Annotated in this window: 27 protein-coding genes; 17 read left to right on the top strand and 10 right to left on the bottom strand. The window is 61.3% G+C overall.

Annotated elements, in window-relative coordinates; genetic code table 11:
• Positions 1 to 7 precede the first annotated feature (7 nt).
• The 3 genes from ACIPL0_RS11840 to ACIPL0_RS11830 are packed head-to-tail and all read left to right on the top strand — an operon-like array spanning position 8 to position 2259.
• A complete protein-coding gene (locus ACIPL0_RS11840) occupies positions 8 to 1174 on the top strand; it encodes a PLP-dependent aminotransferase family protein (RefSeq protein ID WP_400602116.1) in 1167 nt (388 codons plus the stop codon).
• A gap of 48 nt (positions 1175 to 1222) precedes the next feature.
• Positions 1223 to 1825, top strand: a complete 603-nt coding sequence (locus ACIPL0_RS11835; protein ID WP_400602114.1) for a glutathione S-transferase family protein — start codon at positions 1223 to 1225, stop codon at positions 1823 to 1825.
• Between the two features lie 47 nt (positions 1826 to 1872).
• Positions 1873 to 2259, top strand: a complete 387-nt coding sequence (locus ACIPL0_RS11830) for a lysozyme inhibitor LprI family protein (protein ID WP_400602112.1) — start codon at positions 1873 to 1875, stop codon at positions 2257 to 2259.
• A 221-nt stretch (positions 2260 to 2480) separates the two neighbouring features.
• Here ACIPL0_RS11830 and ACIPL0_RS11825 read toward each other — a convergent pair whose 3' ends face one another.
• On the bottom strand, positions 2481 to 2852 hold the full coding sequence (locus ACIPL0_RS11825; protein WP_400602110.1) for a glutaredoxin family protein: 372 nt from the start codon (positions 2850 to 2852) through the stop codon (positions 2481 to 2483).
• 58 nt (positions 2853 to 2910) lie between these two features.
• On the bottom strand, positions 2911 to 3456 hold the full coding sequence (folE, locus tag ACIPL0_RS11820) for a GTP cyclohydrolase I FolE (protein ID WP_400602108.1): 546 nt from the start codon (positions 3454 to 3456) through the stop codon (positions 2911 to 2913).
• A gap of 604 nt (positions 3457 to 4060) precedes the next feature.
• Here folE and ACIPL0_RS11815 point away from each other — a divergent pair.
• Positions 4061 to 4243: a hypothetical protein gene (locus ACIPL0_RS11815; RefSeq protein ID WP_400602106.1), complete on the top strand. Its 183-nt coding sequence runs from the start codon at positions 4061 to 4063 to the stop codon at positions 4241 to 4243.
• A gap of 150 nt (positions 4244 to 4393) precedes the next feature.
• On the opposite strand, the gene ACIPL0_RS11810 is transcribed toward ACIPL0_RS11815, so the two are convergent.
• The 3 genes from ACIPL0_RS11810 to ACIPL0_RS11800 all read right to left on the bottom strand — a co-directional run bounded on the left by ACIPL0_RS11810 (position 4394) and on the right by ACIPL0_RS11800 (position 6227).
• A complete protein-coding gene (locus ACIPL0_RS11810) occupies positions 4394 to 4954 on the bottom strand; it encodes a Smr/MutS family protein (RefSeq protein ID WP_400602104.1) in 561 nt (186 codons plus the stop codon).
• Between the two features lie 96 nt (positions 4955 to 5050).
• Complete coding sequence (locus ACIPL0_RS11805) at positions 5051 to 5371, bottom strand: hypothetical protein (RefSeq protein ID WP_400602102.1); 321 nt, start codon at positions 5369 to 5371, stop codon at positions 5051 to 5053.
• A gap of 232 nt (positions 5372 to 5603) precedes the next feature.
• Positions 5604 to 6227: a cysteine hydrolase family protein gene (locus tag ACIPL0_RS11800; protein ID WP_400602100.1), complete on the bottom strand. Its 624-nt coding sequence runs from the start codon at positions 6225 to 6227 to the stop codon at positions 5604 to 5606.
• Positions 6228 to 6483: 256 nt separating this feature from the next.
• Between ACIPL0_RS11800 and prmB the strand changes: the two genes are divergently transcribed.
• Complete coding sequence (prmB, locus tag ACIPL0_RS11795) at positions 6484 to 7392, top strand: 50S ribosomal protein L3 N(5)-glutamine methyltransferase (RefSeq protein WP_400602098.1); 909 nt, start codon at positions 6484 to 6486, stop codon at positions 7390 to 7392.
• A gap of 114 nt (positions 7393 to 7506) precedes the next feature.
• On the opposite strand, the gene ACIPL0_RS11790 is transcribed toward prmB, so the two are convergent.
• Positions 7507 to 8307 carry a hypothetical protein gene (locus ACIPL0_RS11790; RefSeq protein WP_400602096.1) on the bottom strand — a complete coding sequence of 267 codons (801 nt, stop codon included), beginning with the start codon at positions 8305 to 8307 and terminating at the stop codon, positions 7507 to 7509.
• A 248-nt stretch (positions 8308 to 8555) separates the two neighbouring features.
• On the bottom strand, positions 8556 to 9551 hold the full coding sequence (locus ACIPL0_RS11785; RefSeq protein ID WP_400602094.1) for an alpha/beta hydrolase family protein: 996 nt from the start codon (positions 9549 to 9551) through the stop codon (positions 8556 to 8558).
• 129 nt (positions 9552 to 9680) lie between these two features.
• Here ACIPL0_RS11785 and aroC point away from each other — a divergent pair, with 129 nt between their 5' ends.
• From aroC to ACIPL0_RS11765, 4 genes are all read left to right on the top strand, one after another.
• A complete protein-coding gene (gene aroC, locus ACIPL0_RS11780; RefSeq protein WP_400602092.1) occupies positions 9681 to 10772 on the top strand; it encodes a chorismate synthase in 1092 nt (363 codons plus the stop codon).
• 34 nt (positions 10773 to 10806) lie between these two features.
• Entirely contained in the window at positions 10807 to 11958 is a 1152-nt protein-coding gene (locus ACIPL0_RS11775) for an MFS transporter (protein WP_400602217.1), read from the top strand.
• 46 nt (positions 11959 to 12004) lie between these two features.
• A complete protein-coding gene (locus ACIPL0_RS11770) occupies positions 12005 to 12550 on the top strand; it encodes a 1,2-dihydroxy-3-keto-5-methylthiopentene dioxygenase (RefSeq protein WP_400602090.1) in 546 nt (181 codons plus the stop codon).
• Between the two features lie 372 nt (positions 12551 to 12922).
• A complete protein-coding gene (locus tag ACIPL0_RS11765) occupies positions 12923 to 13639 on the top strand; it encodes a LuxR C-terminal-related transcriptional regulator (protein WP_400602088.1) in 717 nt (238 codons plus the stop codon).
• 1805 nt (positions 13640 to 15444) lie between these two features.
• Here the strand turns inward: ACIPL0_RS11765 and ACIPL0_RS11760 are convergent.
• Positions 15445 to 16089, bottom strand: a complete 645-nt coding sequence (locus ACIPL0_RS11760; RefSeq protein WP_400600234.1) for a TIGR02466 family protein — start codon at positions 16087 to 16089, stop codon at positions 15445 to 15447.
• A 176-nt stretch (positions 16090 to 16265) separates the two neighbouring features.
• Here ACIPL0_RS11760 and ACIPL0_RS11755 point away from each other — a divergent pair, with 176 nt between their 5' ends.
• The 7 genes from ACIPL0_RS11755 to ACIPL0_RS11725 all read left to right on the top strand — a co-directional run bounded on the left by ACIPL0_RS11755 (position 16266) and on the right by ACIPL0_RS11725 (position 21615).
• The gene (locus tag ACIPL0_RS11755) at positions 16266 to 16541 is read left to right on the top strand and encodes a metal/formaldehyde-sensitive transcriptional repressor (RefSeq protein WP_400600232.1); all 276 of its coding nucleotides are present in this window, start codon (positions 16266 to 16268) and stop codon (positions 16539 to 16541) included.
• A gap of 10 nt (positions 16542 to 16551) precedes the next feature.
• Entirely contained in the window at positions 16552 to 17490 is a 939-nt protein-coding gene (dmeF, locus tag ACIPL0_RS11750; protein ID WP_400600230.1) for a CDF family Co(II)/Ni(II) efflux transporter DmeF, read from the top strand.
• Positions 17491 to 17723: 233 nt separating this feature from the next.
• Entirely contained in the window at positions 17724 to 18650 is a 927-nt protein-coding gene (coaA, locus tag ACIPL0_RS11745) for a type I pantothenate kinase (RefSeq protein ID WP_400600228.1), read from the top strand.
• An 11-nt stretch (positions 18651 to 18661) separates the two neighbouring features.
• Positions 18662 to 19027 (top strand): Rap1a/Tai family immunity protein, encoded by a 366-nt coding sequence (locus ACIPL0_RS11740; RefSeq protein ID WP_400600226.1) that lies wholly within the window; start codon positions 18662 to 18664, stop codon positions 19025 to 19027.
• A 108-nt stretch (positions 19028 to 19135) separates the two neighbouring features.
• On the top strand, positions 19136 to 19714 hold the full coding sequence (locus tag ACIPL0_RS11735; protein WP_400600224.1) for a TetR/AcrR family transcriptional regulator: 579 nt from the start codon (positions 19136 to 19138) through the stop codon (positions 19712 to 19714).
• 38 nt (positions 19715 to 19752) lie between these two features.
• Positions 19753 to 20976 (top strand): nitrate/nitrite transporter, encoded by a 1224-nt coding sequence (locus ACIPL0_RS11730; protein WP_400600222.1) that lies wholly within the window; start codon positions 19753 to 19755, stop codon positions 20974 to 20976.
• A gap of 123 nt (positions 20977 to 21099) precedes the next feature.
• Positions 21100 to 21615, top strand: a complete 516-nt coding sequence (locus ACIPL0_RS11725) for a DinB family protein (RefSeq protein ID WP_400600220.1) — start codon at positions 21100 to 21102, stop codon at positions 21613 to 21615.
• 685 nt (positions 21616 to 22300) lie between these two features.
• Here ACIPL0_RS11725 and ACIPL0_RS11720 read toward each other — a convergent pair.
• Positions 22301 to 23221 carry a LysR substrate-binding domain-containing protein gene (locus tag ACIPL0_RS11720; protein WP_400600218.1) on the bottom strand — a complete coding sequence of 307 codons (921 nt, stop codon included), beginning with the start codon at positions 23219 to 23221 and terminating at the stop codon, positions 22301 to 22303.
• A 163-nt stretch (positions 23222 to 23384) separates the two neighbouring features.
• Between ACIPL0_RS11720 and acpP the strand changes: the two genes are divergently transcribed.
• Positions 23385 to 23627, top strand: a complete 243-nt coding sequence (gene acpP, locus ACIPL0_RS11715; RefSeq protein WP_400600216.1) for an acyl carrier protein — start codon at positions 23385 to 23387, stop codon at positions 23625 to 23627.
• A 93-nt stretch (positions 23628 to 23720) separates the two neighbouring features.
• On the opposite strand, the gene ACIPL0_RS11710 is transcribed toward acpP, so the two are convergent.
• The gene (locus ACIPL0_RS11710) at positions 23721 to 24557 is read right to left on the bottom strand and encodes a PhzF family phenazine biosynthesis protein (RefSeq protein ID WP_400600214.1); all 837 of its coding nucleotides are present in this window, start codon (positions 24555 to 24557) and stop codon (positions 23721 to 23723) included.
• Positions 24558 to 24585: the final 28 nt, after the last annotated feature.

Below are 24585 nucleotides of genomic sequence, written 5' to 3'. Positions count from 1 at the left end.
TGATCTCATGGCTTTTTCCGAACGCGTCACCCGTTTGAAGAGTTCTCTGATTCGCGAAATCCTCGCTGCCGCCCAGCGTCCGGAGATGATGTCCTTTGCCGGTGGCCTGCCGGCGGAGACCATGCTGCCGCACAGCGACTGGACCGGCATGCCGCGCAGCATCGGCCAGTACGGCATGAGCGAAGGCGAGCCGGCCCTGCGTGAAGCGCTGGCGGCGCAGGCGCGGGCGCTGGGCATTGCCTGCGAAGCCAGCCAGGTGATGATCGTCAGCGGCTCGCAGCAGACCCTGGATCTGGCGGCCAAACTGTATATCGACAAAGGCACCGAGATCCTGCTGGAAGGCCCGACCTACCTGGCCGCGCTGCAGATTTTTCAGCTGTTCGGCGCCGATTGCCTGACCGTGCCGCTGCTCGCCGAAGGGCCGGATCTGGACGTTCTGCGTCAGCGTCTGCAACAGCACAAACCTGCGTTCGCCTACTTGATTCCGACGTTCCAGAATCCGTCCGCCGTGCGCTACAGCGAACAGGCGCGGGATGCGGTGGCGGCGTTGCTCGATGAATTCGGCGTGACCCTGATCGAGGACGAACCCTACCGCGAACTGAGTTTCGACGGCGCGGCGGCGCGGCCGATTGTCAGCCGCTTGCAGAACGCCAGCTGGATCTACACCGGCACCGTATCGAAAACCCTGATGCCGGGGTTGCGGGTGGGGTATCTGATCGCATCGAAGGATCTGTTTCCGCACCTGCTCAAGCTGAAACAGGCTGCCGACCTGCACACCAATCGCGTCGGCCAGTGGCAGGCCCTGCAATGGATCGGCAGCGAGGCGTACGCGGCGCATCTGCTGGAGCTGCGCAGTTTCTACCGCACTCGCCGCGATCAGTTCGAAGCGGCGCTGCAACGGCATTTCAGCGATCTGGCCGAGTGGAACAGCCCGGAAGGCGGCCTGTTTTTCTGGCTTACGCTCAAGGACAAGCTCGACACGCGCACGCTGCTCGACCGGGCACTGGCGCAGAACGTGGCGTTCATGCCGGGTGAGCCGTTCTTCACCGATCCGGACGCCAACCCCGGCTATCTGCGGCTGAATTTCAGCCATATCGATCCTCAACGGCTGGACGAAGGATTGAAACGACTGGCGGCGGTCATCAGACAGGCCCAGGCTGCCCTGGCGGCCTGATACATTATTCGAGTGCAACCACGGGGCACACAAACGGGGAGAGCAGCGATGTACAAGGTTTACGGCGATTACAACTCGGGCAACTGCTACAAGATCAAGCTGATGCTCAGCCTGCTGGGCGCACAGTACGAATGGGTGCCGGTGGACATTCTCAACGGCGAGACGGAAACCGAAGCGTTTCTGGCGAAGAACCCTAACGGCAAGATTCCGGTGCTGGAACTGGAAGACGGCACCTGCCTGTGGGAGTCCAACGCAATCCTCAACTTCCTCGCCGAGGGCACGCCGTACCTGTTGACCGAGCCGCGCCTGCGCACGCAGATGCTGCAATGGCAGTTCTTCGAGCAATACAGCCATGAGCCGACCATCGCCGTGGCCCGTTTCATCCAGTTTTACCTGGGCCTGCCGGACGAACGTCTGGAGGAATACCGCTCGTTGCACAAACGCGGTTACAAGGCGCTGAAGGTGATGGAGAAGCAGCTGACGCAGACGCCGTTCCTGGTAGGCAATCAGTTCTCCATCGCCGATATCGCGCTGTATGCCTACACTCACGTCGCCCACCAGGGCGGTTTCGACCTGAGCCAGTTCCCGGCCATCGAACAATGGCTGGAGCGTGTCAGGCAGCAACCGGGTTACGTCGGCATGCTCGACTGATGATCAGGCCGAAACAGGAAGACTGAACACTGAAAAGGGAGATTTCCATGGGTTACAAGACTCTGGCCATTGGCGCACTGATGGCGCTGGGCATTGGCTGCTCGGCGCAGGCCGAAGATTGCAATGCCAATCAGGCCGCGATGAATCAGTGCGCCAGCAAGCAGTACGCCACGCTGGATGCTGAGCTGAACAAGCAGTACAAGGCGCAGATGGCCTGGCTGACCACGCCGGAACGCAAGAAGACGTTTCAGGAAGCACAGCGCAAATGGCTCGCCTTCCGTGATGCCGAGTGCCTGTATCAGACCGGCAAGGCCGAAGACGGCGGCTCGATCTGGCCACTGGTGCAGGCTCAGTGCCTGGCCGAACAGACCAAGGTGCGGGTCGAGCAGTTGAAGGTGTACACGGCGTGCCGGCAGGAGGGGTGTCCGAAATAACCCCTTCAGGCACTGGCGCCAAACAACCCTGTGGGAGCGAATTCATTCGCGAGAGGCCGGTCCACCCGACACAACTGTGTCGCCGGGTCGGCCGCGATCCCTGTGGGAGGGAGCCCTGCTCGCGAAGGCGTCCGATCAGTCAACGTTGCATCGACTGAATGACACTATCGCGAGCAGAGCTCCCTCCCACGGCCTTCGGCCAGAGCCACAAGCGGTGTGAATCAAACCGCCGAAAAGCGCTTGTCCAGATAGTCGATGATGACCTTGGAGTCATACATCCAGACCGTCTTGTCGCCTTCTTCGATGCGCAGGCATGGCACCTTGATCTTGCCGCCTTCCTTGAGCAGGGTCTGGCGATCGAGCTCGTTGTTCTTCGCGTCGCGTGTCGCCACCGGTACGTTCAGGCGACGCAGGGTGCGGCGGGTTTTCACGCAGAACGGGCAGGCATGGAACTGATACAGGGTCAGGTCCTTGGCGGATGCCTCGACCGCGGCCTGAGCCTCGGGCGAACGTTTCTTCTTGGCCGGACGGGTGAGGAAGTCACCCAGAATGACCAGTTGGCCCAGGCCAACCCTCAATGCTTTCATCAACACGCTAAAACCTCGCTCGACGCGCCATGGCACCCGGCCACGGCCCGTCACTATGCCCGGATCACTTGATCAGGCTGAGAAACTCGGTGCGGGTGGCCGCATTTTCGCGGAACTCGCCCAGCATCACCGACGTGATCATCGACGAATTCTGCTTCTCGACGCCGCGCATCATCATGCACATGTGCTTGGCTTCGATGACCACCGCGACACCCAGCGCGCCGGTGACCTGCGCGATGGCTTCGGCGATCTGGCGGCTGAGGTTTTCCTGGATCTGCAGGCGACGGGCGTACATGTCGACGATGCGCGCGACCTTGGACAGGCCCAGCACCTTGCCGCTCGGAATGTAAGCCACGTGGGCCTTGCCGATGAACGGCAGCAGATGGTGCTCGCACAGCGAATACAGCTCGATGTCCTTGACCACCACCATTTCACTGTTGTCGGAGCTGAACAGCGCGCCGTTGGTGACTTCTTCCAGCGTTTGCTGATAGCCACGGCAGAGGTACTGCATGGCCTTGGCCGCGCGTTTCGGGGTGTCGAGCAGGCCTTCGCGGGAGACGTCCTCGCCCAGTTGACCAAGGATCGCGGTGTAATTCTGTTCCAGTGTCACAGGATTTGTGTTCCGTGTCGGTTCAAAAAACGCAGGGTTGCGGGCCTGCAAAGGCGCACATATTAACGTGTCCGGGCGAGGAGGGGTACGGCCAGGCTGCGGCAAGTCGCCGCCAGCCGGGGGCGAGGCGACCTTTACCTAACCTTTACCGAGCGAATATGTCGAATTGTGTCGGTTTGTTGTCTGAGTTAACGGGTGACAGATGCCCGGATGAAGAGAGTAGAGATCATGTTTAGCCGAATCGCGAAAATCGCACTGGTGATTGCCCTGACGTCATCGGTTTCGGGATGTTTCTTTGGTCCCGGCTGGGGACGCCATGGTGGCTGGCACGATCACCGTCATTTCGATGGTGGGCATTATGACGGCGGGTATTATCGCCGCTGATACCCATTGACCCGGACGGGTGAGGATGCCCCGTCCATCAACGTTTTGAATCGGTAAAGGCCGTGACGGGAGGGATTCTCCGTCGCGGCCTTTTCGTTTCTGCGCGGTGTTCGTATCGGTCTGGATACCCGACGGCTACCAAGTGGCGACGCGGTTTGGCCTGTTTCTGCTGTCAGAATTTGCAGGTGATCGATGCCTGTTCTTCAAGAGAGAAACGAAAATGTTGAGTCGTATAGCGAAAGTCGCGATGGTCATCGCGGTCATGTCGGCCATGGCGGGCTGCTGGCCTTTCTGGGGGCCGGGCGGTGGCGGTCACGGCGGAGGTCATGGTGGCGGTGGTGGCCACTATGAAGGTGGCGGGCAGGGTGGTCCTGGCGGTGGCGGCGGACCTGGTCCGCGTTAAGGTCCGGGTATAGGGCCCGCATGGGACCCTTGTGGGAGCGAATTCATTCGCGAGACGTCCTTTCAATAGACATATGTTTATCGACTGGAATACTGAATCGCGAATGAATTCGCTCCCACACAAAACCTCCACCCCCAGGTGGCCGACGGCTTACTCGTCCCGCCCTTCCATCATCGTGCGCTTGAGCATCACGTACACCGCCCCGGCGCCGCCGTGTCTGGCGATGCACGAAGTGAAACCCAGCACATTAGGATGCTGACGCAGCCAGGTGTTGACGTGGCTCTTGATCATCGGCCGCTTGCCGTCCAGGCGTACCGCCTTGCCATGAGTGATTCGCACGCAGCGGATTTCCAGCTTGGTCGCCTCGGCCAGAAATTCCCACAGGGTTTCCCGGGCCAGTTCCACACTCATGCCGTGCAGGTCCAGGCTGCCTTCGAAGCTGATCTGGCCGGCCTTGAGCTTGCGCATCTGGCCTTCCTGAACACCGTTGCCGGCCCAGTACAGTTCGTCCTCGGGGCCGACATCGATCACGAACTGGTCGGACAGACCGTCCACGGTAATCGTCGCTTCCGAGCGCACGGTCGCTGCCTGGCGCAGTTTGCTCAGGCTCTTGCGGTCGGTCTTGGGTTTGCCTACGTCGGCGCGATCGGTCTTGATCGGCTTGATGCCGCGCGTCTCGGCTCTGAACAGGGAAAAATCGTCGTCTTGCATGGTCGTCTCCGCGAAGGCCGCCAGTTTAACCAAGTCACGCCGAAATCGGCGCGACTAAAAACGGTCAGAACGGCAAGCGGGGTGACGAAGGCGGGCTCAATCGTGCTTTTTCATCAGGTGCGGGGACATGTTCAACTCGCCGGCGCGACGGCGGCGACGACGGCTGCGGCGCCACAACCAGACACCGATATACAGCAGAAACAGACCGACGACGGTGGTGACCACCGCCCCGGCAGGGCTGGCGTTGAGTTCGCCCAAAGCCGGCGGATGGCCGATCAGGCTGGCAACACCGGCCATCGCCAGCAACACGCCGACGGTGGCAAAAATCGCTGCAATGGCTGCGCCGATGCGCATTCGCCAGTTGCGCTGGCCCCGGGGGCGCAGGCGACGGGCATCGAAACCATCGGATATCTTCATTCCGATTTCCTCTAGGGTTATCGGCGCTCTGACCCGCTGACGGCGGCGTGGTTCCCGACCGGTGGGCTTTCAGCGGTCAATACGAACGATTTACGGATAGGCGGTTATGTGACGGGAGTCACATCACCTGATGACAGTAGTTGTACGCTTTTTCTTCAGGAACTGCCGGAAAATGATGCGAGCCTGTGGCGACTCTGCGGATCAACGGGTCAGCTCCTGATGAATCGGGCAGTCAGATCAGGTCTTTGGTCAAGGCGAGCTTGGCAAAGTTGTCGTTCATGATCGCCATTTCCGCACGTTGCACGTCTTTGGCCGGAATCACACCTTCCGGGGTCGGCAGGTCACGGGTGGCGCAGGCATCTTCGACCAGTGTGCAGCGGAATCCGTACTCCTTGGCAGCGCGCACGGTAGTGCTGACGCTGGAGTGGCTCATGAAGCCGCACACCACCAGGTCAAGGCGGCCGAGGCTTTCCAGCACGCTGTGCAGGCTCTTGCGGTCGTCGCTGGCCACGGTGCCGTTGAGGGCGTTGGGCAGGCGTTTTTCAATGATGATTTCGTCGCCCTGGGGGTGCAGCTCGGGGACGAACTTGCCGCGTTCACCCTGCGGATCGAACATGCCGCCGACGGTGCCCAGGTGGCGGACGTGGATGATCGGCGACTTGGCGGCGCGGGCAGCGGCGACCAGTTGGACGATGTTGTCGATGGCATCCTGAACCCCGGTCAGGGCAAGAGGACCGCTGAGATATTCTTTCTGGGCATCGATAATGATCAGCGTGGCATTACTCAAAGTGGCTGCTGCGTATTCACGGCCACTGAGTTGAAACATGGTCTTTGGACCGGTGGTTGAAACGGACATCCAGGGGGCTCCTTCGAATGGGGCTTTTGCCACATTGTCCACTGGCAGAGCGATTCTGTGAATCGCCATGCTCGCAGACCTCGTTTTTTTTGCCGGGCTTCAAGCCGTCGAGCAGGTCGCGGTTGCTGTCATATTGCCTGCAAAATCGCCGAAAGGCTGTGGAAAATTTCAACCTCTGGCCCTTGCCGGCGCACAGGCATCGTCGGATCGACGGTGTGCTGATAGAATCGCCCGTCGTTTTTTCAAGGAGTCTGCCGTGATCACTTCCCGCCTGCGCACCCTGCGCGATCATATCCGTTGGGCTGTCAGCCGTTTTCATGGGGAAGACCTGTTTTACGGGCATGGCACCGACAATGCCTGGGACGAAGCCCGACAACTGGTGCTGGGTGCTCTGCATCTGCCTTGGGAAATTTCTGACAGCTACCTGGACTGCAATCTCGAAGACGACGAGCTGGTCAAGCTGCAGCGGCTGATCAAGCGTCGCATCGAAGAACGTGTGCCGACCGCCTACCTGTTGGGCGAGGCCTGGTTCTGCGGCATGTCGTTCATTGTCGACGAGCGCGTGTTGATCCCACGCTCACCGATTGGCGAACTGATCGAAAACCGCTTTGAACCGTGGCTGGGGCATGAGCCGGCGCGCATTCTCGACCTGTGTACCGGTTCGGGTTGCATCGGTATCGCTTGCGCCGACGTGTTCCCGGACGCCGAAGTGGCGCTGGCCGATCTGTCCTTTGAAGCACTGGAAGTCGCCAACCAGAACATCGAGCGTCATGGTCTGGAAGAGCGGGTCTACACCGTGCAGGGCGATGGTTTCGATGGTTTGCCGGGGCAGCGTTTTGACCTGATCGTGTCCAACCCGCCGTATGTCGATGCCGAGGATTTCGCCGACATGCCGGACGAATACCAGCACGAGCCGGAACTGGCGCTGGCCTGTGGCGACGATGGCCTGAATCTGGTGCGGCGCATGCTGGCCCAGGCGGCGGATCACCTGACCGAGAAGGGTTTGCTGATCGTCGAAGTGGGCAACAGCCAGGTCCACGTTGAGGCGCTGTACCCGGAAGTCGACTTTGCCTGGCTGGAATTCCAGCGTGGCGGGCATGGCGTGTTCATGCTGACCGCCGAGCAGTGCCGTCAGCATCAGGCGGTGTTTGCGGCGCGGGTGTAAGAGCGGGCGTTGATGTTTGTAGGAGCGCGCTTGCCCGCGATTGCGTTTTTTCAGACGGTTCAAACGTGTCTGACACGGCGCAATCGCGGGCAAGCGCGCTCCTGCGGTTCGGATTCAGCGATGCGTCGCAATCCAGATCAATAACCCTGCCTGAAACACGGCAAAGGTCACCAGGCAGGCAATGGTGAAGCGCAAGCCACTGTCGTCGCGACGGTACTTGCTGACCTTGTCTTCCTGCTTCTTCAGGGCGATTTCCTGTTCGAGGATTTTCTGCTCGGCCTGTTGCAGCATGTGTGCGGTGTCGAGAATCTGCACCACCTGCACCTTGTCGGTGTTCCAGGTGTTGTTGAGGTTGCCGACCTTGGCGTCCTTGATACTGCCTTTCAGATGCTGGGCATCGGCATAGGCCACTTCAAAACCCTGCACCTTGAGGAAATGATCGCGACGCAGACGGGTGTCTTCGTTGAGCGCGTCCTTGTTGGCCAGCGCGGTGCCTTCGATCTTGTATTCAGACCAGCGCTTCTGTGCCCAGAGAATCCCCTGCGCCACCATGAAACGGCCCAGCCCGCGGTTGACCGGCTCCATCTGCAGACCGGAGTCGGGGCCGATGCGCACGGTGCGGTGGGCGTGGTCGACCCAGACGTCCAGCTGATTCTGTTCCTTGCGGGTTTTCTGGCCGGGCAGCTGATAACTCATGCGCAGCAGGCTGAATTCCTTGCTGCTGCGCTCGGCGCGGCCGAATTCGACAAAGCGCAGCGGGCGTGCGCCGGTCGCCCGGTCGGTGGGCAGCGGCGCCAGGCGCAGCATGGAAAAATGTTCGGCATGCACATCCGCCCACAATACCGGGGAGGGGCTTTCGCCTTCAGTGGCGGCGCCTGCGGCGGGCGTTTCGGCCTGGAGGGTTGCTTCTGTCATCACGGCGATCCTGTTATCGACATTGCCCGGCAATCACAATGCCAGCAATCCCGCTATCGGCCGTTTTTGGGGAAGCTTAAGGGGTCAGTTGGATGAGTCAGGGGCGAGCCTGGCACTGACGAGGCGATCTTTCCTGTGGGAGCAGGCTTGCCCGCAAAGAGGGTGGCATGCACGCCAACGATACATCGACCTTGCCGGCCCGATCGCGGGCAAGCCCGCTCCCACAAAAAGCATGATGTGCGGGGCTTTCAAGCAGCCGGCAACGCACCGATGAATTTCAGAATGCGGTCGGACAACTCGCTCGCCAGCGGCAATTGCGGGTCCTTGTAGGACGCCAGTTGCCGGCGCATGTCCATCGGCACGATGCGCAGGACATGGTTCATGCCGTCAATGATCGCCAGTTGCGAGTCCGGCTTGGCTTGATGCAGCAACTCCGCGTCGCCGACGCCGACCTGCATGTCGTTGCGGCCCTGAATGATCAGCGACGGAATCTTCAACTGACCGAAAGCGCTTGCCGGGTCCTGACGGAACAGCGAAATCAGGTACGGCTGCACGCTGGGGCGGAACACCACTTGCAGTTGTTCCGGCACCTTGTCATCGGTCTGGCCGGCCTTGAGTTCGCCGATCAATTCTTCACTGCGCGCCAGCAGTGGCGGCGGCAGGCGGTATTTGAGCTGTTCGCGCAGGACCTGATCCACCGGACGCCCGGTGCCGGCCACCGAAATCAGCGCCACGGCGCCGGATTTTTCTGCGGCCAGGGTGGCGACCAGCGCGCCTTCGCTGTGACCCAGCAGGATCAACGGGCCCAGGCGCGGGTCGGCCTTGAGCTTGTCGGCCCAGGCCACCGCGTCTTCGACATATTTTTCGATGCTCAGATCGCGCTCGTCGGGCGTGGCCGGGCGGCTGGCCGCGACGCCGCGTTTGTCGTAGCGCACGCTGGCGATGTTGTGCCGAGCAAGAATCTGCGCCAGCCGCTTGAGGCTGTCGTTACGGCCGCCGTCGGGGTTGTTGCCGTCGCGGTCGGTGGGCCCGGAGCCGGCAATCATCAGCACCACCGGGACCGGCGCGGTGGATTTGGGTAGCAAAAGGGTGCCGAACAGCTCACCGCTGGCGGTTTCCAGGCTGATCGGTCGTTGCAGCACGACGGGGTTGCCGGCATGGGCAATGGAAGAGAGCAGGGTCAGGCTCAAGATGATCGCTCGCAGCGGCCAGAAGCCGCGAATCAGGGACATAACACTTAGCATCGCAAGACCATCATCAATAAAGTGTCAATTGGACGCGACCAATCGCATAAGGTTCGAGGGTGAACTACGCGAGCAGCCTGCGTATACTGGCGCGCCTGTGTTTTCGATCGATTTTTCGGAGCGTCCTGCATGTCCGGCAATACCTACGGCAAGCTGTTCACTGTCACCACCGCCGGCGAAAGCCACGGTCCGGCGCTGGTCGCCATCGTTGACGGCTGCCCGCCGGGTCTTGAGCTGTCGCTGGAAGACCTGCAGCGCGACCTGGATCGCCGCAAGCCGGGCACCAGCCGCCACACCACCCAGCGTCAGGAGCCCGACGAAGTCGAGATTCTGTCCGGCGTGTTCGAAGGCAAGACCACCGGCACTTCCATCGGCCTGCTGATCCGCAACACCGACCAGAAGTCCAAGGACTACTCGGCGATCAAGGACCTGTTCCGCCCGGCCCACGCCGATTACACCTATCACCACAAATACGGCATCCGTGACTACCGTGGCGGTGGCCGCAGCTCGGCGCGGGAAACCGCCATGCGTGTGGCGGCCGGTGCCGTCGCCAAGAAATACCTGGCGACCCTGGGCATTACCGTGCGCGGCTACATGAGCCAGCTGGGTCCGATTGAAATTCCGTTCAAGACCTGGGATTCGGTCGAGCAGAACGCCTTCTTCTGCCCCGATCCGGACAAGGTGCCGGAACTGGAGGCGTACATGGATCAGCTGCGTCGCGACCAGGATTCGGTCGGCGCGAAGATCACGGTGGTTGCCGAAGGCGTGATGCCGGGTCTGGGCGAGCCGATCTTCGACCGCCTGGACGCCGAACTGGCCCACGCGCTGATGAGCATCAACGCGGTCAAGGGCATCGAGATCGGTGCCGGGTTCGCCAGCATCGCTCAGCGCGGCACCGAGCACCGCGACGAGCTGACGCCCCAGGGCTTCCTGTCGAACAACGCCGGCGGCATTCTCGGCGGCATTTCTTCCGGCCAGCCGATTGTCGCCCACCTGGCGCTCAAGCCAACGTCGAGCATTACCACGCCGGGGCAGTCCATCGATGTCGATGGCAATCCGGTGGAAGTGATCACCAAGGGCCGTCACGACCCGTGCGTCGGTATCCGTGCCACGCCGATTGCCGAAGCGATGATGGCCATCGTGCTGCTCGACCACCTGCTGCGCCATCGCGCGCAGAACGCCGATGTACGGGTGAACACGCCGGTTCTGGGCCAGCTGTAATGCCACAGTCCGGTGCCGCTGCCACGGGTCTTTGATCGTGGCAGCGCTTCCTTACTGGCGACTGTCCAGCTTCTACCTGTTCTATTTCGCCTTGCTGGGCTCGACAGCGCCGTTTCTGGCGCTGTACTTCAATCACCTGGGTTTTCCCAGCGCGCGCATCGGCGAGCTGGTGGCGATCCCCATGCTGATGCGCTGCGTGGCGCCGAATATCTGGGGCTGGCTGGGCGATTACACCGGGCGGCGGCTGGCCATCGTGCGCTTTGGCGCGGTGTGTACGCTGGGCTGTTTTTCCCTGATTCTCGTCGACAAGTCCTACGCCTGGCTGGCCATGGTCATGGCCCTGCATGCGTTTTTCTGGCATGCGGTGTTGCCGCAGTTCGAAGTCATCACCCTGGCTCACCTGCAAGGTCAGACCTCGCGCTACAGCCAGATCCGTCTGTGGGGCTCGATCGGTTTCATTCTTACCGTGGTCGGCCTCGGGCGGCTGTTCGAGTGGTTCAGCCTGGACCTTTATCCGCAGGCGCTGCTGGTGGTCATGGCCGGCATCGTCGCCAGCAGCTGGTGGGTGCCCAATGCGCAGCCGGCAGTGTCGAGCCAGCGCGCGGCGGGTGAGGGCTTTCTGCGGCAATTGTTCAGCCCCGGCGTGGTGGCCTTCTACATCAGCGTCGCGTTGATGCAACTGAGCCACGGCCCGTATTACACCTTCCTGACCCTGCACCTGGAACATCTGGGTTACAGCCGCGGCACCATCGGCATGCTCTGGGCGGTGGGAGTGGTCGCCGAGGTGCTGATGTTCCTGGCCATGAGCCGCATTCTGCAGCGGGTCAGCGTGCGCCACGTACTGATGGCGAGCTTTCTGCTGGCGTCGCTGCGCTGGCTGTTGCTGGGCAATTTCGCCGATCACCTGCCGATGTTGGTCTTTGCCCAATTGCTCCACGCGGCGACGTTCGGCAGCTTTCACGCCGCTGCCATTCATTTTCTGCAACGCAGCTTCGGCCCACGCCAGCAAGGCCAGGGACAAGCCCTGTATGCCGCACTGTCCGGCACCGGCGGTGCCATGGGCGCGCTGTACTCCGGTTATGCCTGGAATGCACTGGGCGCCGGCTGGACCTTCGCAATCGCCAGTCTGGCGGCTCTGACTGCCGCCATTCTGACCGCCACACGCATGCAAGAGGAGCGCACATGAGTCGCCAGACGAATGCGCCGCTGAACATCACCGAGGATTCACCGATATGAGCATCCTGTCCGTTTACCACGTGTCATCCCCCGATCTGCCGAACAAGGTTCTGACCCACGCCGAAGACATCGCGTCGACGCTGGCCGAACATGGCGTCGTCTTCGAACAATGGCAGGCATCGGCACCGGTGACACAAAGCACCGGCCATGAAGAAATGATCGCTGCGTACCGTGCGCCGATCGACAGGCTGATGACCGGCCGTGGCTATTCCGATATCGAGGTGGTGAGCATCAACAGCGACCATCCGCAAAAAGCCGAGCTCCGCGCCGAACTCCTTGAAGAGCATCAGCGTGACGAAGACGTCGTGCGATTCTTCGTCAGTGGCCGTGGCCTGTTCAACCTGCACATCGGCGATTTCATCTACGCGGTGTTGTGCGAGAAGAATGATCTGATTCTGCTGCCGGCCGGTACCCGACACTGGTTCGACATGGGCGAGCATCCGCGTTTCGTCGCCATCCGCCTGTTCAACGGTGCGGCTGGCGGTGCGCCGACGTTCACCGGCGACAGCATCGCCAGTCAGTTTCCGCGTCTGGAAGATTGAGACGGGCACGCCCTTGGCGTGAACGCGCCTGAATCGATCCGAACGCGTACTGACAAAACAAAAAAGCATGCAAAACGTAAGGCCAATATCCGTGATGTTGGCCTTTTTTGTGAGTATCTGTAGAAAAATGTAAGCGCGTTTTGCTTATTTTGTGGGACGTTGCCTGTTTGAAAGTCAGGCATGCCTGTTTGTTTTCGCCCTTGTGTTTAACCCCTTCGTCTTGTGTAACCCTTCGCCGGTCGGACCGTGAAAGCCTTTGCGGACGCCGGTTCATGCTGCTCTGGCAGCCATCGGTGACCCTGTCGGCTGCAAACAATTAAAACGCTAAAGAGCATCCAGGGACGCCTCATGACGTTTTACACGGAGGGAAACATGAAAAACGCAGAAACAGGGACGCTGAGCCCGTTGATACAGCAAATGGTCAGCAGCATCACCGAACAGGACAGCGACGCGGCCATCGCCAACGCGCTGGACTGGTTGAGAAAGGAATGCCGCTGCGAGCGGGCCATGCTCTATCAGTATCGCAACGGCACTCTGCTCAGTTGCATCACCTGCAATGTCGACAACTACTGGAAGGAGCTGTACTGCCAGGGGCGGCTGATGATCGAAGACCCGGTCATCCGCTGTTTTCGTCACACCACGGGGTTTCTCGACTGGGAGGAGGCGTTCAAGACCTATCCACCGTCGTCTGCCTATATGGCGGCCGTGGAGGATTGCGGGCTGTTGCCGGGGTTCTCCTACGGTTACACCAGCCAGAACCGCGCCAACACGGGGGTGATGACGATCTGCTCGCTCAATGGCATGGAGGGGCCGTTGACCCACAACGACCGTTACCTGCTGACCAGTCTGGTGCCGATGCTGCATGTGGCCGGGAAAGGGCGTCAGTTGCACACCCGTGCGCTGACCGCCAAAGAGCTGGAAATCCTCCGCTGGGCCCGCGAGGGCAAGACGGCCTGGGAAATCGGGCTGATCAAGGAGGTGTCGGAGGCCACGGTCAAGCATCACTTCAAGAGCATCTACGCCAAACTGGGGGTGTCCAACCGGGCGCAGGCGGTGGGGGAGGCGTTGTGTCGGGGGATCATTCAATAAGTGGGTAGAGCGCTGGCTTTGGTGTAGACGCTGGCAGTGTATGCATACCCGTTATTGGTGGGGGTGTTGAGACATTTGTGGGCGCGAATTCATTCGCGATGACCTTTCAGCCGGTACGAAACCATCGTCAGGAAAATCGCATCGCGAATAAATTCGCTCCCACGAGTCTCGAGAGTGTCCGGCAGATTTCGGCACGTCGCCAACACCTGTAGCAGTCCGGCTTGCCGGCGGTGGCGATCTCAAGGCCGCTTTCGTCCGAATGCGGCCCAGACCAAGCCCGCTCCCACAGGGAGTGTGTGTTTCGCCGGCTTTTGATCTTGCTTTGGATTTTGATCTAGGGGCCCCGTCCCAGAAGGCCGAACGCAGGCGATGCGCAGTGGAGCCGAGCGGCATGGATGCCGCGAGAGCCGCGTGGGCCATGGATGGCCCATTCGCGGCGTGCCCACGGAGCATTGCCGGAGTGAGGGTATGCCGAGCCTAGGCGAGGCACCGTATGGCGGGGATAACAGCCCTTGGTTACTTGGGGCTTTTCCAAGTAACTCGCCGTCAGGCGAAACCAGCTGCGTTAGCAGCTAAGGCATCAGACCAGACGCACCGCATACACAGGTTTTACGACGACTTCGTCGCCGCTCGCAGGACAAGCCAGCTCCTACAAGGTCTGCGTAACGTGCCGTCAGGCGAAACGGGCTGCGTTAGCAGCCAATGCAATCCATCAGACACACCGCATGCACAGGATTTACGACGACTGCTTCGCCGCTCGCAGGACAAGCCAGCTCCTACAAGGGTTTTGTGTTTCGCCGGCTTTTGATCTTGCTTTGGATTTTGATCTTGGGACCCCGTCCCAGAAGGCCGAACGCAGGCGATGTGGAGTGGGTCGAGCGGCATGGATGCCGCGAGAGCCGCGTGGGCCATGGATGGCCCATTCGCGGCGGGCCCACGGAGCGTCGCCGGAGTGAGGGTATGCCGAGCCTGTGGCGAGGCACCGTATGGCGGGGTAAAGAGCCCTTGGTTACTTGGGGCTTTTCCAAGTAACTCGCCGTCAGGCGAAACCAGCTGCGTTAGCAGCTAGAGCGTCAGGCCGGAAACACCGCATGCACAGGTTTTACGACGACTTCGTCGCCGGTCGCAGGACAAGCCAGCTCCTACAAGGTCTGCGTAACGTGCCGTCAGGCGAAACGGGCTGCGTTAGCAGCCAATGCAATCCATCAGACACACCGCATGCACAGGATTTACGACGACTCCGTCGCCGCTCGCAGGACAAGCCAGCTCCTACAAGGGTTTTGTGTTTCGCCGGCTTTTGATCTTGCTTTGGATTTTGATCTTGGGACCCCGTCTCAGAAGGCCGAACGCAGGCGATGTGGAGTGGGTCGAGCGGCATGGATGCCGCGAGAGCCGCGTGGGCCATGGATGGCCCATTCGCGGCGGGCCCACGGAGCATTGCCGGAGTGAGGGCACATCGAGCCTAGGCGAGATGCCGTATGGCGGGGTGTGGAGCCTTTGGTTACTTGGGGCTTTTCCAAGTAACTCGCCGCCAGGCGAAACAAGGCTGCGTTAGCAGCCAATGCAATCCGTCAGACAAACCGTGTGCACAGGTTTTACGACGACTGCGTCGCCGCTCGCAGGACAAGCCAGCTCCTACATTTGACCGCGTAACTCGCCGTCAGGCGAAACAAGGCTGCGTTAGCAGCCAATGCAATCTGTCAGACACACCGCATGCACAGGATTTACGACGACTGCGTCGCCGCTCGCAGGGCAAGCCAGCTCCTGCAAGGGGGCGCGTAACGTGCCCAAGCCCACGTCAGCGTTCACACCGAAAAATTGAACGCCACCGATATCCGCGGCCGTTGGCCCAGATACGGACTGACCGAATGCAGCAGCCACGACGGAAACATCAACAGCGTGCCCGCCCGGGGCGTGATGTTTTTCATGAAACCGGCATCCAGACAACCCTCGATCCGCATGCGCAAATGCGGATGCGCCAAGCTGGGCGTGAGGCCTCGCGGGTCGAGAAACTCCAGTTCGCCGCCCTGGTGCTCATCGCCGGCATCCACCCAATACACCGCTGACCAATAGGCCCCCGGATGCCCATGCAGGCGATTGGAATGGCCGTGCAGATTGATGTTGGCCCAGGCGTTGTGCGTCCACGCCAGCCTGGCTTCGACCAGCCCGTGCTCCGGGCTCTGCACCGCCGACAGCTGATTGGCCAGTTCGCGGGCGAAGTCCAGCAATCGCTGGCCGGGTTCGTCCGCCCAAGCCGGGAAGTCATCACTGGACTGCCAGCCGCCCTGATTGCTGTGCAAGGTACCGGAGCACTGCTCGGCACGGGCCAGGATGATGGCTTTCAGTTCGGTATTGAGCGTCTCGAAGCCGGGGTATCGCAGCGAGGCAATGGGCGTGGGGAACAGGCGAGTGATCTGAATCTGGTCGGGATCGAGCAGGGAAACGCACATGGTCGAAGGCTGTCGGCTGTAAACGGCTCACTTATGCCGGCGCGGCATGTCGTCAGGATGTCGAGGTCGTACCGGGTTCGATACCGAAACGAATCCGCTGATCCGGACAGTGCGCAGCTTGCCAACGCGTCAATAGCAGTCCATCATGCCGCCAAATATAGGTAGGGGGGTATGGTATGGCGCACATTCACGCCGAAAAAGACGAACTGCTCAAGCGGGTCCGGCGCATTGCCGGGCAAGTGCAGGCCATCGAGCGCGGGCTGGAGTCGGACACCGATTGTGCGAAGACCCTGCATCTGGTCGCCGCCACCCGTGGGGCGATCAATGGCCTGCTCGATCAGATCATCGAAGCCCATGCCCGCGAGCATGTGGCTGCTCCAGGGCTGAGTGACGCCGAGCGGGCCCAAGGCCTGGAAGAATTGCTGGAAGCGGTTCGCCGCTATTCGAAGTGAGGAACAACGCATGATGACTGCAGGTAAACCGGCCCACGATCACATGTTTCTGGGCGACGCCCACGACGACAACGCCCGCCGCACGCTGTGGGTGGTGCTGCTGACGTTCGTGATGATGGTCGGCGAGATCGCCGCCGGCTACATCACCGGTTCCATGGCGCTGCTGGCCGATGGTTTTCATATGGCGACCCATGCCGGAGCGCTGGGGATTGCTGCTGCGGCTTATTCGTTTGCCCGACGCAATGCCGATAACCGCCGCTACAGCTTCGGCACCGGCAAGGTCGGTGATCTGGCCGGCTTCGCCTCGGCGCTGATCCTGATGCTGGTGGCGCTGGGCATTGGCGGCGAGTCATTGCTGCGGCTGTTTCAACCGACCCAGGTGGCGTTCGGTGAAGCGACGTTGATCGCGGTGGTCGGGCTGCTGGTCAACATCGTCAGTGCGTTCATGCTGGCAGGCGATCACGGCCATCACCATGATCACCACCACGGCCATGAACACCACAGCCATCACGATCACAGCCACTCCCACGGCGGTGACAACAACCTGCGTTCTGCCTACATGCATGTGTTGGCCGACGCACTGACCTCAGTGCTGGCGATTGCGGCGTTGCTGGCCGGGCGTTATCTGGGCTGGGTCTGGCTTGATCCGTTGATGGGCGTGGTCGGCGCCGTGGTCATTGCCAAATGGTCGGTCGGCCTGATCCGCCAGAGCGCCGGCGTGCTGCTGGATGTCACCGACGAGCACGTTGCCGAAGAAATCCGCGAAGTGGTGCAGGCCAGTGGCGATGTGCAGATCACCGATCTGCATGTGTGGAAAGTCGGGCCGGACGCCCGTGCAGCGATTGTCAGCGTGGTGGCGGCGGGCGGGGTATCTGCTGAAACGATTCGTGAGCAGCTGGGCGTGGTTCACGAGGTGTCGCACCTGACCATCGAATACCGCGCGGCGTGATCCTCAGCGGCGGCCTGTGGGAGCGAATTCATTCGCGAGACGGCGCTACGTCTGACGGCCATGTAGCGGATGTACTGGCCAATCGCGAATGAATTCGCTCTCACAGTGTGTGGGCATGACATGTCGATTCGGTCAGGAATGCGTGCCAAATCAAAGAAATCTGCCCGGTTTTTTGGGCAATACGATAGTCTTCGCACCATTGTCGAAATCGACACTGGATTGGAAGGCTATAGATGGCGCCTGATGACTACCTCGTAATGACCAGCACCGAGTGGGCGGGGCTGCGCGCGAACACGCCGCTGACCCTGTCCGAAGACGATCTGGCGGCGTTGCGGGGCGTGAACGAAGATATTTCCCTGGAAGATGTCGTCAACATCTACCTGCCGCTGTCGCGGTTGATCAATCTGCATGTCAATGCGGCGCGCAACCTGGACAGCATCAAGGACACCTTTCTCGGGCGTCCTGCCAAAAAACAGACGTTTGTGGTCGCCGTCGCCGGCAGCGTGGCGGTGGGCAAGAGCACCTTTGCCCGGGTCCTGCAGGCCCTGATGGCGCGCTGGCCCGATCATCCGCGGGTCGATCTGGTCACCACCGACGGCTTCCTGCACCCCAATGCCCGGCTCGACGCCGAGGGCATCATGCACCGCAAGGGCTTCCCGGAAAGCTACGACCGCAAACGCATGGTGCGGTTTCTTTCCGACCTCAAGGCCGGTGTCGCCGAGATCAGCGCGCCGGTCTATTCGCACATCAGCTACGACATCGTGCCGGACCAGTTCCTCAAGGTCAGCCAGCCGGACATCCTGATTTTCGAAGGACTGAACGTGTTGCAGACCGAAGGCAACGACGGGCAGAAACCGGGCAGCATCGTTTCGGACTTCTTCGATTTCTCGATCTATCTGGATGCCGATGAAACCGATATCGAACGCTGGTACGTCGAGCGCTTCCTGATGCTGCAACGCACTGCATTCCGCGCTCGCGGTGCGTATTTCCGCGAACTGGCCGACCTGCCGCCGGAAAAGTCGCCGGATGCAGCGCGCAAGATCTGGCGCGACATCAACCGTCCGAACCTGCTGGAAAACATCCTGCCGACCCGCGAGCGCGCCAGTCTTGTGGTGCGCAAGGCGGCGGATCACGCGGTCAAGGAACTGTGGTTGCGGTGAGGTCGGCTGCGTTGAGAACCGTCGCCGGCGTGTTCGTCCTGCTGGCGTGCGGTCTCGGCACGCCAGCGTTTGCCGATGGCAACAAGCTGCTGCTCGAATGCCAGGACGGCATTCAGAGCATGAGCGGCGGTGTGGCGAAAAATCCGGTGGGCATCGGCCACTGCGTCGGTGTGTTGCAGGCGACCATCGACACCCTCGATCTGTTTCACGAAGCCGGCGATGTGCCGAAGCTGGTCTGCGTGCCCGAAGGTGGCATTCCGATGATCCAGTCCATGCGCATCGTCGTGCAGTCCCTCGAAGAACACCCGCAAAGCCTGCACCTCAACGAATCGGTGCTGGTGGTGGCCGCGCTGAAAAACGCCTTTCCCTGCCGCTGACATTCCGTCGTCGCTGACCGTTGGTCATCTGTCGCTTCTGGCAATGGATTGTTGCGCACTCGCGTCTATCCTTACCGGTCAGTACAGTTTGCTTGATGAAGTGATTTCATGCCGACCCGACTTGCTTCCACCGTGACCCATCAACGCCTGATCGACGCCGCTGCCGCGCTGTTTTTCCGCGACGGCATCAACGCCACCGGGATTGCCGCCGTGGCGCAGTTCGCCGGGGTGTCGAAGATGACGCTGTACGCGCACTTCACCTCCAAGGACGAATTGATCGTGGCCTACCTCGACCAGCGCAACGAGCGCTGGAATGCCGCTGTGGCGAAGTCGCTGGCGGCGGCCGAATCGCCGGTGGACAAACTGCTGTCGCTGTTCGATCTGCACCGGCAGTGGCTGCGCGAAGGCGGTCTGCGTGGCTGCCCTTACGTGAATTCGGCGGCGGAATTCCCTGACCGCAGCCACCCGGTACGGGCAGCGGTAGAGCGGCACAAAGGCAGCGTCAAGGATCACCTGCTGAACCTCGCCGGGATGGCCGGGCTGAACGATGCCCAGACCCTGGTGCGGCGCTTGTTCCTGCTGCTGGAGGGGGCATTTCTGACCGGCGCACTGGAAAACGACGACAGCGTGTTTCTGATTGCCCGGACGCTGGCGGCGGAACTGATCGAGGCGGCGCAACCGGGCTGAGGCTTTTCCAATCTCCGAGAAGAACAAGGAAGCTGACCATGCGTATCAATGCACTGATCGTGTTGTTGCTCACCGGCCTGGTGGCCGCCACTTACGGCTTCGGCATTTACCTGTTCGCCCAACTGGTGCCGGACATGCGCGCCAGTCTGGGCTTCGACATTTCCCATGTCGGCACCCTGACCGCAGCGGGGCAGTTCGGCTTTCTGCTCAGCGCATTGCTGGCGGCCTGGTTGACGCCGCGCGTGGGCGGGGGCTGGGTGATTTTCGGCTCCGGGGTGGTGTGTGCCGTCGCCTTGCTGCTGATGCCGCTGGCCCACAACGTGGTGATGGTCGGCATGTTGCTGACCGTGTTGGCGGGTACTGCGGCCACGGTCTACGTGCCCATGGTGGACGTGATTGCCCGTGCCGTAGCGTTCAAGTATCGCGGCATGGCCATGGGCCTGGTGTCCAGCGGCACCAGTTATGGCGTGTTCATCAACAGCCTGCTGGTGCCGCTGTACGCGCCTCAGGGCGAATGGCGGATAGTCTGGTGGATCGTCGGCCTGATCACCGTGGTCCTGGCGGTCGGGGTGTTGCTGGTGTTTCAGCGTGGGCGGCTGTTCGCTCGTGATCGGGAGTCGACGGCGGTGGCCCATGGCGCGACCGCCGTGAACCGGCACGCGCTGACGCAGCCCTGGGTGCTGATGATCTGGTCGATGAATTTTCTCGTGGGTTTTTCCACGTTTCCATTTCAGAACTACCTGTCGTCCTACCTGCGCACCGAGTTGAATTTCGACGTGGCCTACACCGCGCAGATCTGGGCCAGCATCGGTTTCGTCGGTATGTTCGCCGGTCTGGCGCTGGGCTGGCTGTCAGACCGCATCGGCCTGCGCACCACCATGCTGCTGGTGTATGCCTGCGTGGCGCTGGCGGCGACGATTCTGGTGATGCATCCGTACGGTCACTGGCCGCTGATTGCCGGCGTGCTGTTCGCCGTGGCGTTCTACCCGATCTTCGGTCTGATCCCGGCCTACGTGTCGAAAATGGCGGGCGGTGCGGCGCTGGCGGTAGCGATTTTCGGCATCGCCAATATCCTGCAGGGTGTCGGTGGCATGCTCGGCAATTTCTGCGCCGGACTGCTGGCGGAATTCAACGCGTCGTTTGTCGGGGTGTATATGGTCATCGGCATGATCGCGGTGCTGTGCGGCCTGTTGACCACCCGCCTGCCACGGGAGGCGCAGGAGGTGATGCAGAGCGAAGCAGCGATGACCGGTCACAATTGATCCGGCGTTAAAACGGTCTCTGGAAAATGCCGGATCCACGGGCCGTCGAGGAGGCCAATCGCCCGCGAAACGGGACTATCATTGCCTGACCATTTCCGTTCGAGCAGCGCTCCGGAGGTCGACATGATCAATGTGCGAACCGCTCACATGCTCGCGCACTACAAACAGTGGGCCGATGAACAGATGTTTGCCAGCGTGGCGACCTTGCCGCCGGGCGAGGCGACCAGGGAGCGGGTCACGGTGTTCAAGAACATGGTTGGCTGCCTCAATCACATTTATGTGGTGGACCGTATCTGGCAGGCGCATCTGGAAGGCCGGCCCCATGAGTTCAAGACCCGCTTCGAAGTGCCGTACCCGGAGTTCGAGTCGCTGCAGGCGGCGCAGATCGAAATGAATGCCTGGTACCGCTCCTGGAGCGCGGCGCAGACCGATGAGTCGCTGGCCGAACCGGTGGATTTCAATTTTGTTTCCGGTGAGAAAAGCGTGATGACGGCGGGGGCAATGTTGATGCATGTGGTCAACCACGCCGTGTATCACCGGGGCTGGGTGGTACAGATGTATTTCGATGTGCCCGCCAAACCGCCGTTGACCGACCTGCCGGTGTTTCTCGGGCAGTTCGGCGAATACACCTTCACCTGAATCGCGCACGGTTTCCGGTAGGAGCGCGCTTGCCCGCGATGCTTTGTGGGAGCGAATTCATTCGCGATGGTTGTTTCAGACGCCAGAGCTGTGCCGGCCGGACTGACCATCGCGAATGAATTCGCTCCCACAGGTTTCTCGGGGGCTGGCAAATTTCGCTTTCGTCAAAACCCATAGCAGTCCGGCTTGCCGGCGGCTGCGATTGCAAAGACGCCACCGCCGGCAAGCCGGACTGCTACGGGCCTGCGAGTGCCGCCATGTGCGCTTCTGGCCGAAGGCCGTGGGAGCGGGCTTGCCCGCGAATGGGATGTGTTTTATCTGGCGCTGTAGCTGCTAACGCAGCCCTGTTTCGCCTCACGGCGAGTTACTTGGAAAAGCCCCAAGTAACCAAGGGCTCTTTACCCCGCCATACGGTGCCTCGCCACAGGCTCGGCATACCCTCACTCCGGCAATGCTCCGTGGGCCCGCCGCGAATGGGCCATCCATGGCCCACGCGGCTCTCGCGACATCCTGTCGCTCAACCCACTCCACATCGCCTGCGTTCGGCCTTCTGGGACGGGGCCCCAACATCAAAAACCAGATCAAAAGCTGGCATTGTTCCCGTATCAGTCCGGCTTGCCGGCGGTGGCGATCTCAAGGCCGCTTTCGCGGGCAAGCCCGCTCCCATAGGGCTTTGGGCTGGTTGTCATTTCTCGATCGGCAACGGTGCCGACATGTGTTCGGCGATCCGCGAGCGCAGCCAGCGTTCAGCGGGGTCGTTGTCGTGGACGCCGTTCCAGACCATCGACAGTTCCGACGGGACGATGGGGAAGGGCGGGTCGTCTGCGCGCAGTTTGCAGCCGTCGACCAGTGCGCAGGCGGCGTAGTCCGGGACGGTGGCGAGCATCTCTGTTCCGGGGAGCAGCGAGCGCAGGCCGCTGAATTGCGGCACCGCCAGAATCACCCGTCTGGAGCCGCCGACCCGTGCCAGGTCGTTGTCGATGTTGCCGCCCAGGTCGCCGGAAAACGACACCAGCGCGTGGGGCCGTTCGCAGTAATCCTCCAGTGTCAGGGCGCCGGGGCGGTCGTCGCCGCGCAGGATCTTGCAGCTCAGGTCGCGCAGTTTCTTGCGTTTGGCGTTGGCCGGCAGCTCGGTGGTGAAGCTCACCCCAACGGAGATTTCCCCGGAGGCGAGCATTTGCGACATCAGCAGAAAATTCACTCGCCGCACCACGATCACCACGTTGGGCGCTTCTTTCTGCAATTGCTTGAGCAGCGGCGGAAACAGACCGAACTCGGCGTCGTCCGACAGGCCGATGCGAAACACGTCGCGGTTGGTCGAGGGGTCAAAATCCTTGGCCCGGCTGACCGCGCCGGAAATGGTGTCCATCGCCGGCTGCAGTTCCTTGAGGATGGCGATGGCCCGCTGGGTCGGTTCCAGGCCACGGCCATTGCGCACCAGCAGCGGGTCATCGAACAGATCACGCAAACGCGCCAGCGCCGCACTGACGGCGGGTTGCCCGAGAAACATCTTTTCCGCCACGCGGGTGAGGTTCTTCTCGAACATCAGCGCTTCGAAAATCACCAACAGGTTCATGTCCACGCGGCGCAGGTCATTGCGGTTCATGGGCGCTACTCAAGCGATTGCGGGGTGTCGTTGAGTAAAGCAGCAATGGGCGCAGGCGCCATGGTTCGAGGCAATCGCTATTGGGGTGATTGCGAATGGATCTAATGGAAGGGCGAGTGTGGGGTTAGGCTTTGGATAGATAAGGAAAGGATGGAGGTGGGTTATGACCAGGGATGAAGTGGCAAAGAAAGTCAAAGAAGTTGTGGCGGACCAGTTAGCTTGCGATTTCAGCCAAGTTACCGAAAACGCACGTTTTATCGACGATCTCGGAGCAGATTCATTGGATCTGGCTGAGCTACCGATGGCGGTTGAGGAGGCGTTTGGTATTCAGTTTCGCGAGGATGAGGCGGAGAAAATTCAGACGGTCAAGCAGGCAATCGATCTGATTTATCTGAAAGTGAAGTGAAAGAGCCTCGTCCCATCGTTTGTACAAGGCCTGTAAAAGCCGTCAGCCTGATGAAACAGTCGATTTCCATCAGGCTGACACAAACGGCTTCATTCAAAGGCTGACACGCCCCTCGATACACTTCTGCACATCACCCCCAATCCAGATCTGCTCATCGATCTGCTCCACGCTGATCCGCCCGCAGTGGCCGATCACCGTACCTTGTCGAGCGGTGTAGCGAGCTGGCGCCAGGCCAGCCGGAATCAGCCACTGCGCCAGGCTGGCGTTGAGGCTGCCGGTGACGGGGTCTTCGGCGCTTTGGGTGCCCATCAGCGCGCGCACTTCAAAATCGGCTTCGGCGTCAGGGCCGGTCCACGGGGCGACAGCGCCGACGCTCAAACCTTCCAGCACCGCATAGTCCGGGCGCACCGCCAGCAGTTCTTCGCGGCTGGCCAGCATCACCGCGACCCAGCCAGGCCCGTTATCGGCCCACTGACTGGCGACAATCTGCTCGCGGGCCAGGTTCAGACCGGTGGCCAGGCGTTGCAGCAGTTCTTCCTCCACCGCACCGCTGCGACGCAACGGCGGGGCGGCGAAGGCCAGGCGCGAACCGTCGCGGCGGATGCGCACCAGGCCGGCACCGCATTCTTGAACGATCTCCTCGGCCTCCGCCTTGCCGCCGTTGTCCAGCCAGACGAAGCAACTGCCCAGGGTCGGATGACCGGCAAAGGGTAGCTCGCGGTTGGGGGTGAAAATGCGTACGCGGTAATCGGCTTCCGGGTGAGTGGGGCGCAACAGGAAGGTGGTTTCGCTGAGGTTGGTCCAGCGGGCGAAGGCGGCCATCTGCTCGTCGGTCAATTCATCGGCGCCGCTGACCACGGCCAGAGGGTTGCCCTCGGTTGCAGTGCTGGCGAACACGTCGACCTGCTGAAAATTGAATGTCCGGGGCATGGCGCTCTCCTGAGTCGTGTGGAATGAG

This window comes from Pseudomonas sp. NPDC090208 (assembly GCF_044746785.1).
Taxonomy (GTDB): Bacteria; Pseudomonadota; Gammaproteobacteria; order Pseudomonadales; family Pseudomonadaceae; genus Aquipseudomonas.
This window is presented reverse-complemented; position numbering and strand designations above follow the sequence as displayed.

Coding starts and splice junctions, on each gene's coding strand:
- ACIPL0_RS11725 (WP_400600220.1), top strand. CDS start 21,100: ATGATCAATGTGCGAACCGCTCACATGCTCGCGCACTACAAACAGTGG.
- ACIPL0_RS11805 (WP_400602102.1), bottom strand. CDS start 5,371: ATGAAGATATCCGATGGTTTCGATGCCCGTCGCCTGCGCCCCCGGGGC.
- ACIPL0_RS11770 (WP_400602090.1), top strand. CDS start 12,005: ATGAGCATCCTGTCCGTTTACCACGTGTCATCCCCCGATCTGCCGAAC.
- ACIPL0_RS11755 (WP_400600232.1), top strand. CDS start 16,266: ATGGCGCACATTCACGCCGAAAAAGACGAACTGCTCAAGCGGGTCCGG.
- ACIPL0_RS11840 (WP_400602116.1), top strand. CDS start 8: ATGGCTTTTTCCGAACGCGTCACCCGTTTGAAGAGTTCTCTGATTCGC.
- ACIPL0_RS11720 (WP_400600218.1), bottom strand. CDS start 23,221: ATGAACCGCAATGACCTGCGCCGCGTGGACATGAACCTGTTGGTGATT.
- ACIPL0_RS11765 (WP_400602088.1), top strand. CDS start 12,923: ATGAAAAACGCAGAAACAGGGACGCTGAGCCCGTTGATACAGCAAATG.
- ACIPL0_RS11790 (WP_400602096.1), bottom strand. CDS start 8,307: ATGACAGAAGCAACCCTCCAGGCCGAAACGCCCGCCGCAGGCGCCGCC.
- ACIPL0_RS11710 (WP_400600214.1), bottom strand. CDS start 24,557: ATGCCCCGGACATTCAATTTTCAGCAGGTCGACGTGTTCGCCAGCACT.
- ACIPL0_RS11735 (WP_400600224.1), top strand. CDS start 19,136: ATGCCGACCCGACTTGCTTCCACCGTGACCCATCAACGCCTGATCGAC.
- ACIPL0_RS11830 (WP_400602112.1), top strand. CDS start 1,873: ATGGGTTACAAGACTCTGGCCATTGGCGCACTGATGGCGCTGGGCATT.
- ACIPL0_RS11810 (WP_400602104.1), bottom strand. CDS start 4,954: ATGCAAGACGACGATTTTTCCCTGTTCAGAGCCGAGACGCGCGGCATC.
- ACIPL0_RS11815 (WP_400602106.1), top strand. CDS start 4,061: ATGTTGAGTCGTATAGCGAAAGTCGCGATGGTCATCGCGGTCATGTCG.
- ACIPL0_RS11835 (WP_400602114.1), top strand. CDS start 1,223: ATGTACAAGGTTTACGGCGATTACAACTCGGGCAACTGCTACAAGATC.
- acpP (WP_400600216.1), top strand. CDS start 23,385: ATGACCAGGGATGAAGTGGCAAAGAAAGTCAAAGAAGTTGTGGCGGAC.
- ACIPL0_RS11730 (WP_400600222.1), top strand. CDS start 19,753: ATGCGTATCAATGCACTGATCGTGTTGTTGCTCACCGGCCTGGTGGCC.
- dmeF (WP_400600230.1), top strand. CDS start 16,552: ATGATGACTGCAGGTAAACCGGCCCACGATCACATGTTTCTGGGCGAC.
- coaA (WP_400600228.1), top strand. CDS start 17,724: ATGGCGCCTGATGACTACCTCGTAATGACCAGCACCGAGTGGGCGGGG.
- ACIPL0_RS11785 (WP_400602094.1), bottom strand. CDS start 9,551: ATGCTAAGTGTTATGTCCCTGATTCGCGGCTTCTGGCCGCTGCGAGCG.
- ACIPL0_RS11800 (WP_400602100.1), bottom strand. CDS start 6,227: ATGTCCGTTTCAACCACCGGTCCAAAGACCATGTTTCAACTCAGTGGC.
- aroC (WP_400602092.1), top strand. CDS start 9,681: ATGTCCGGCAATACCTACGGCAAGCTGTTCACTGTCACCACCGCCGGC.
- ACIPL0_RS11760 (WP_400600234.1), bottom strand. CDS start 16,089: ATGTGCGTTTCCCTGCTCGATCCCGACCAGATTCAGATCACTCGCCTG.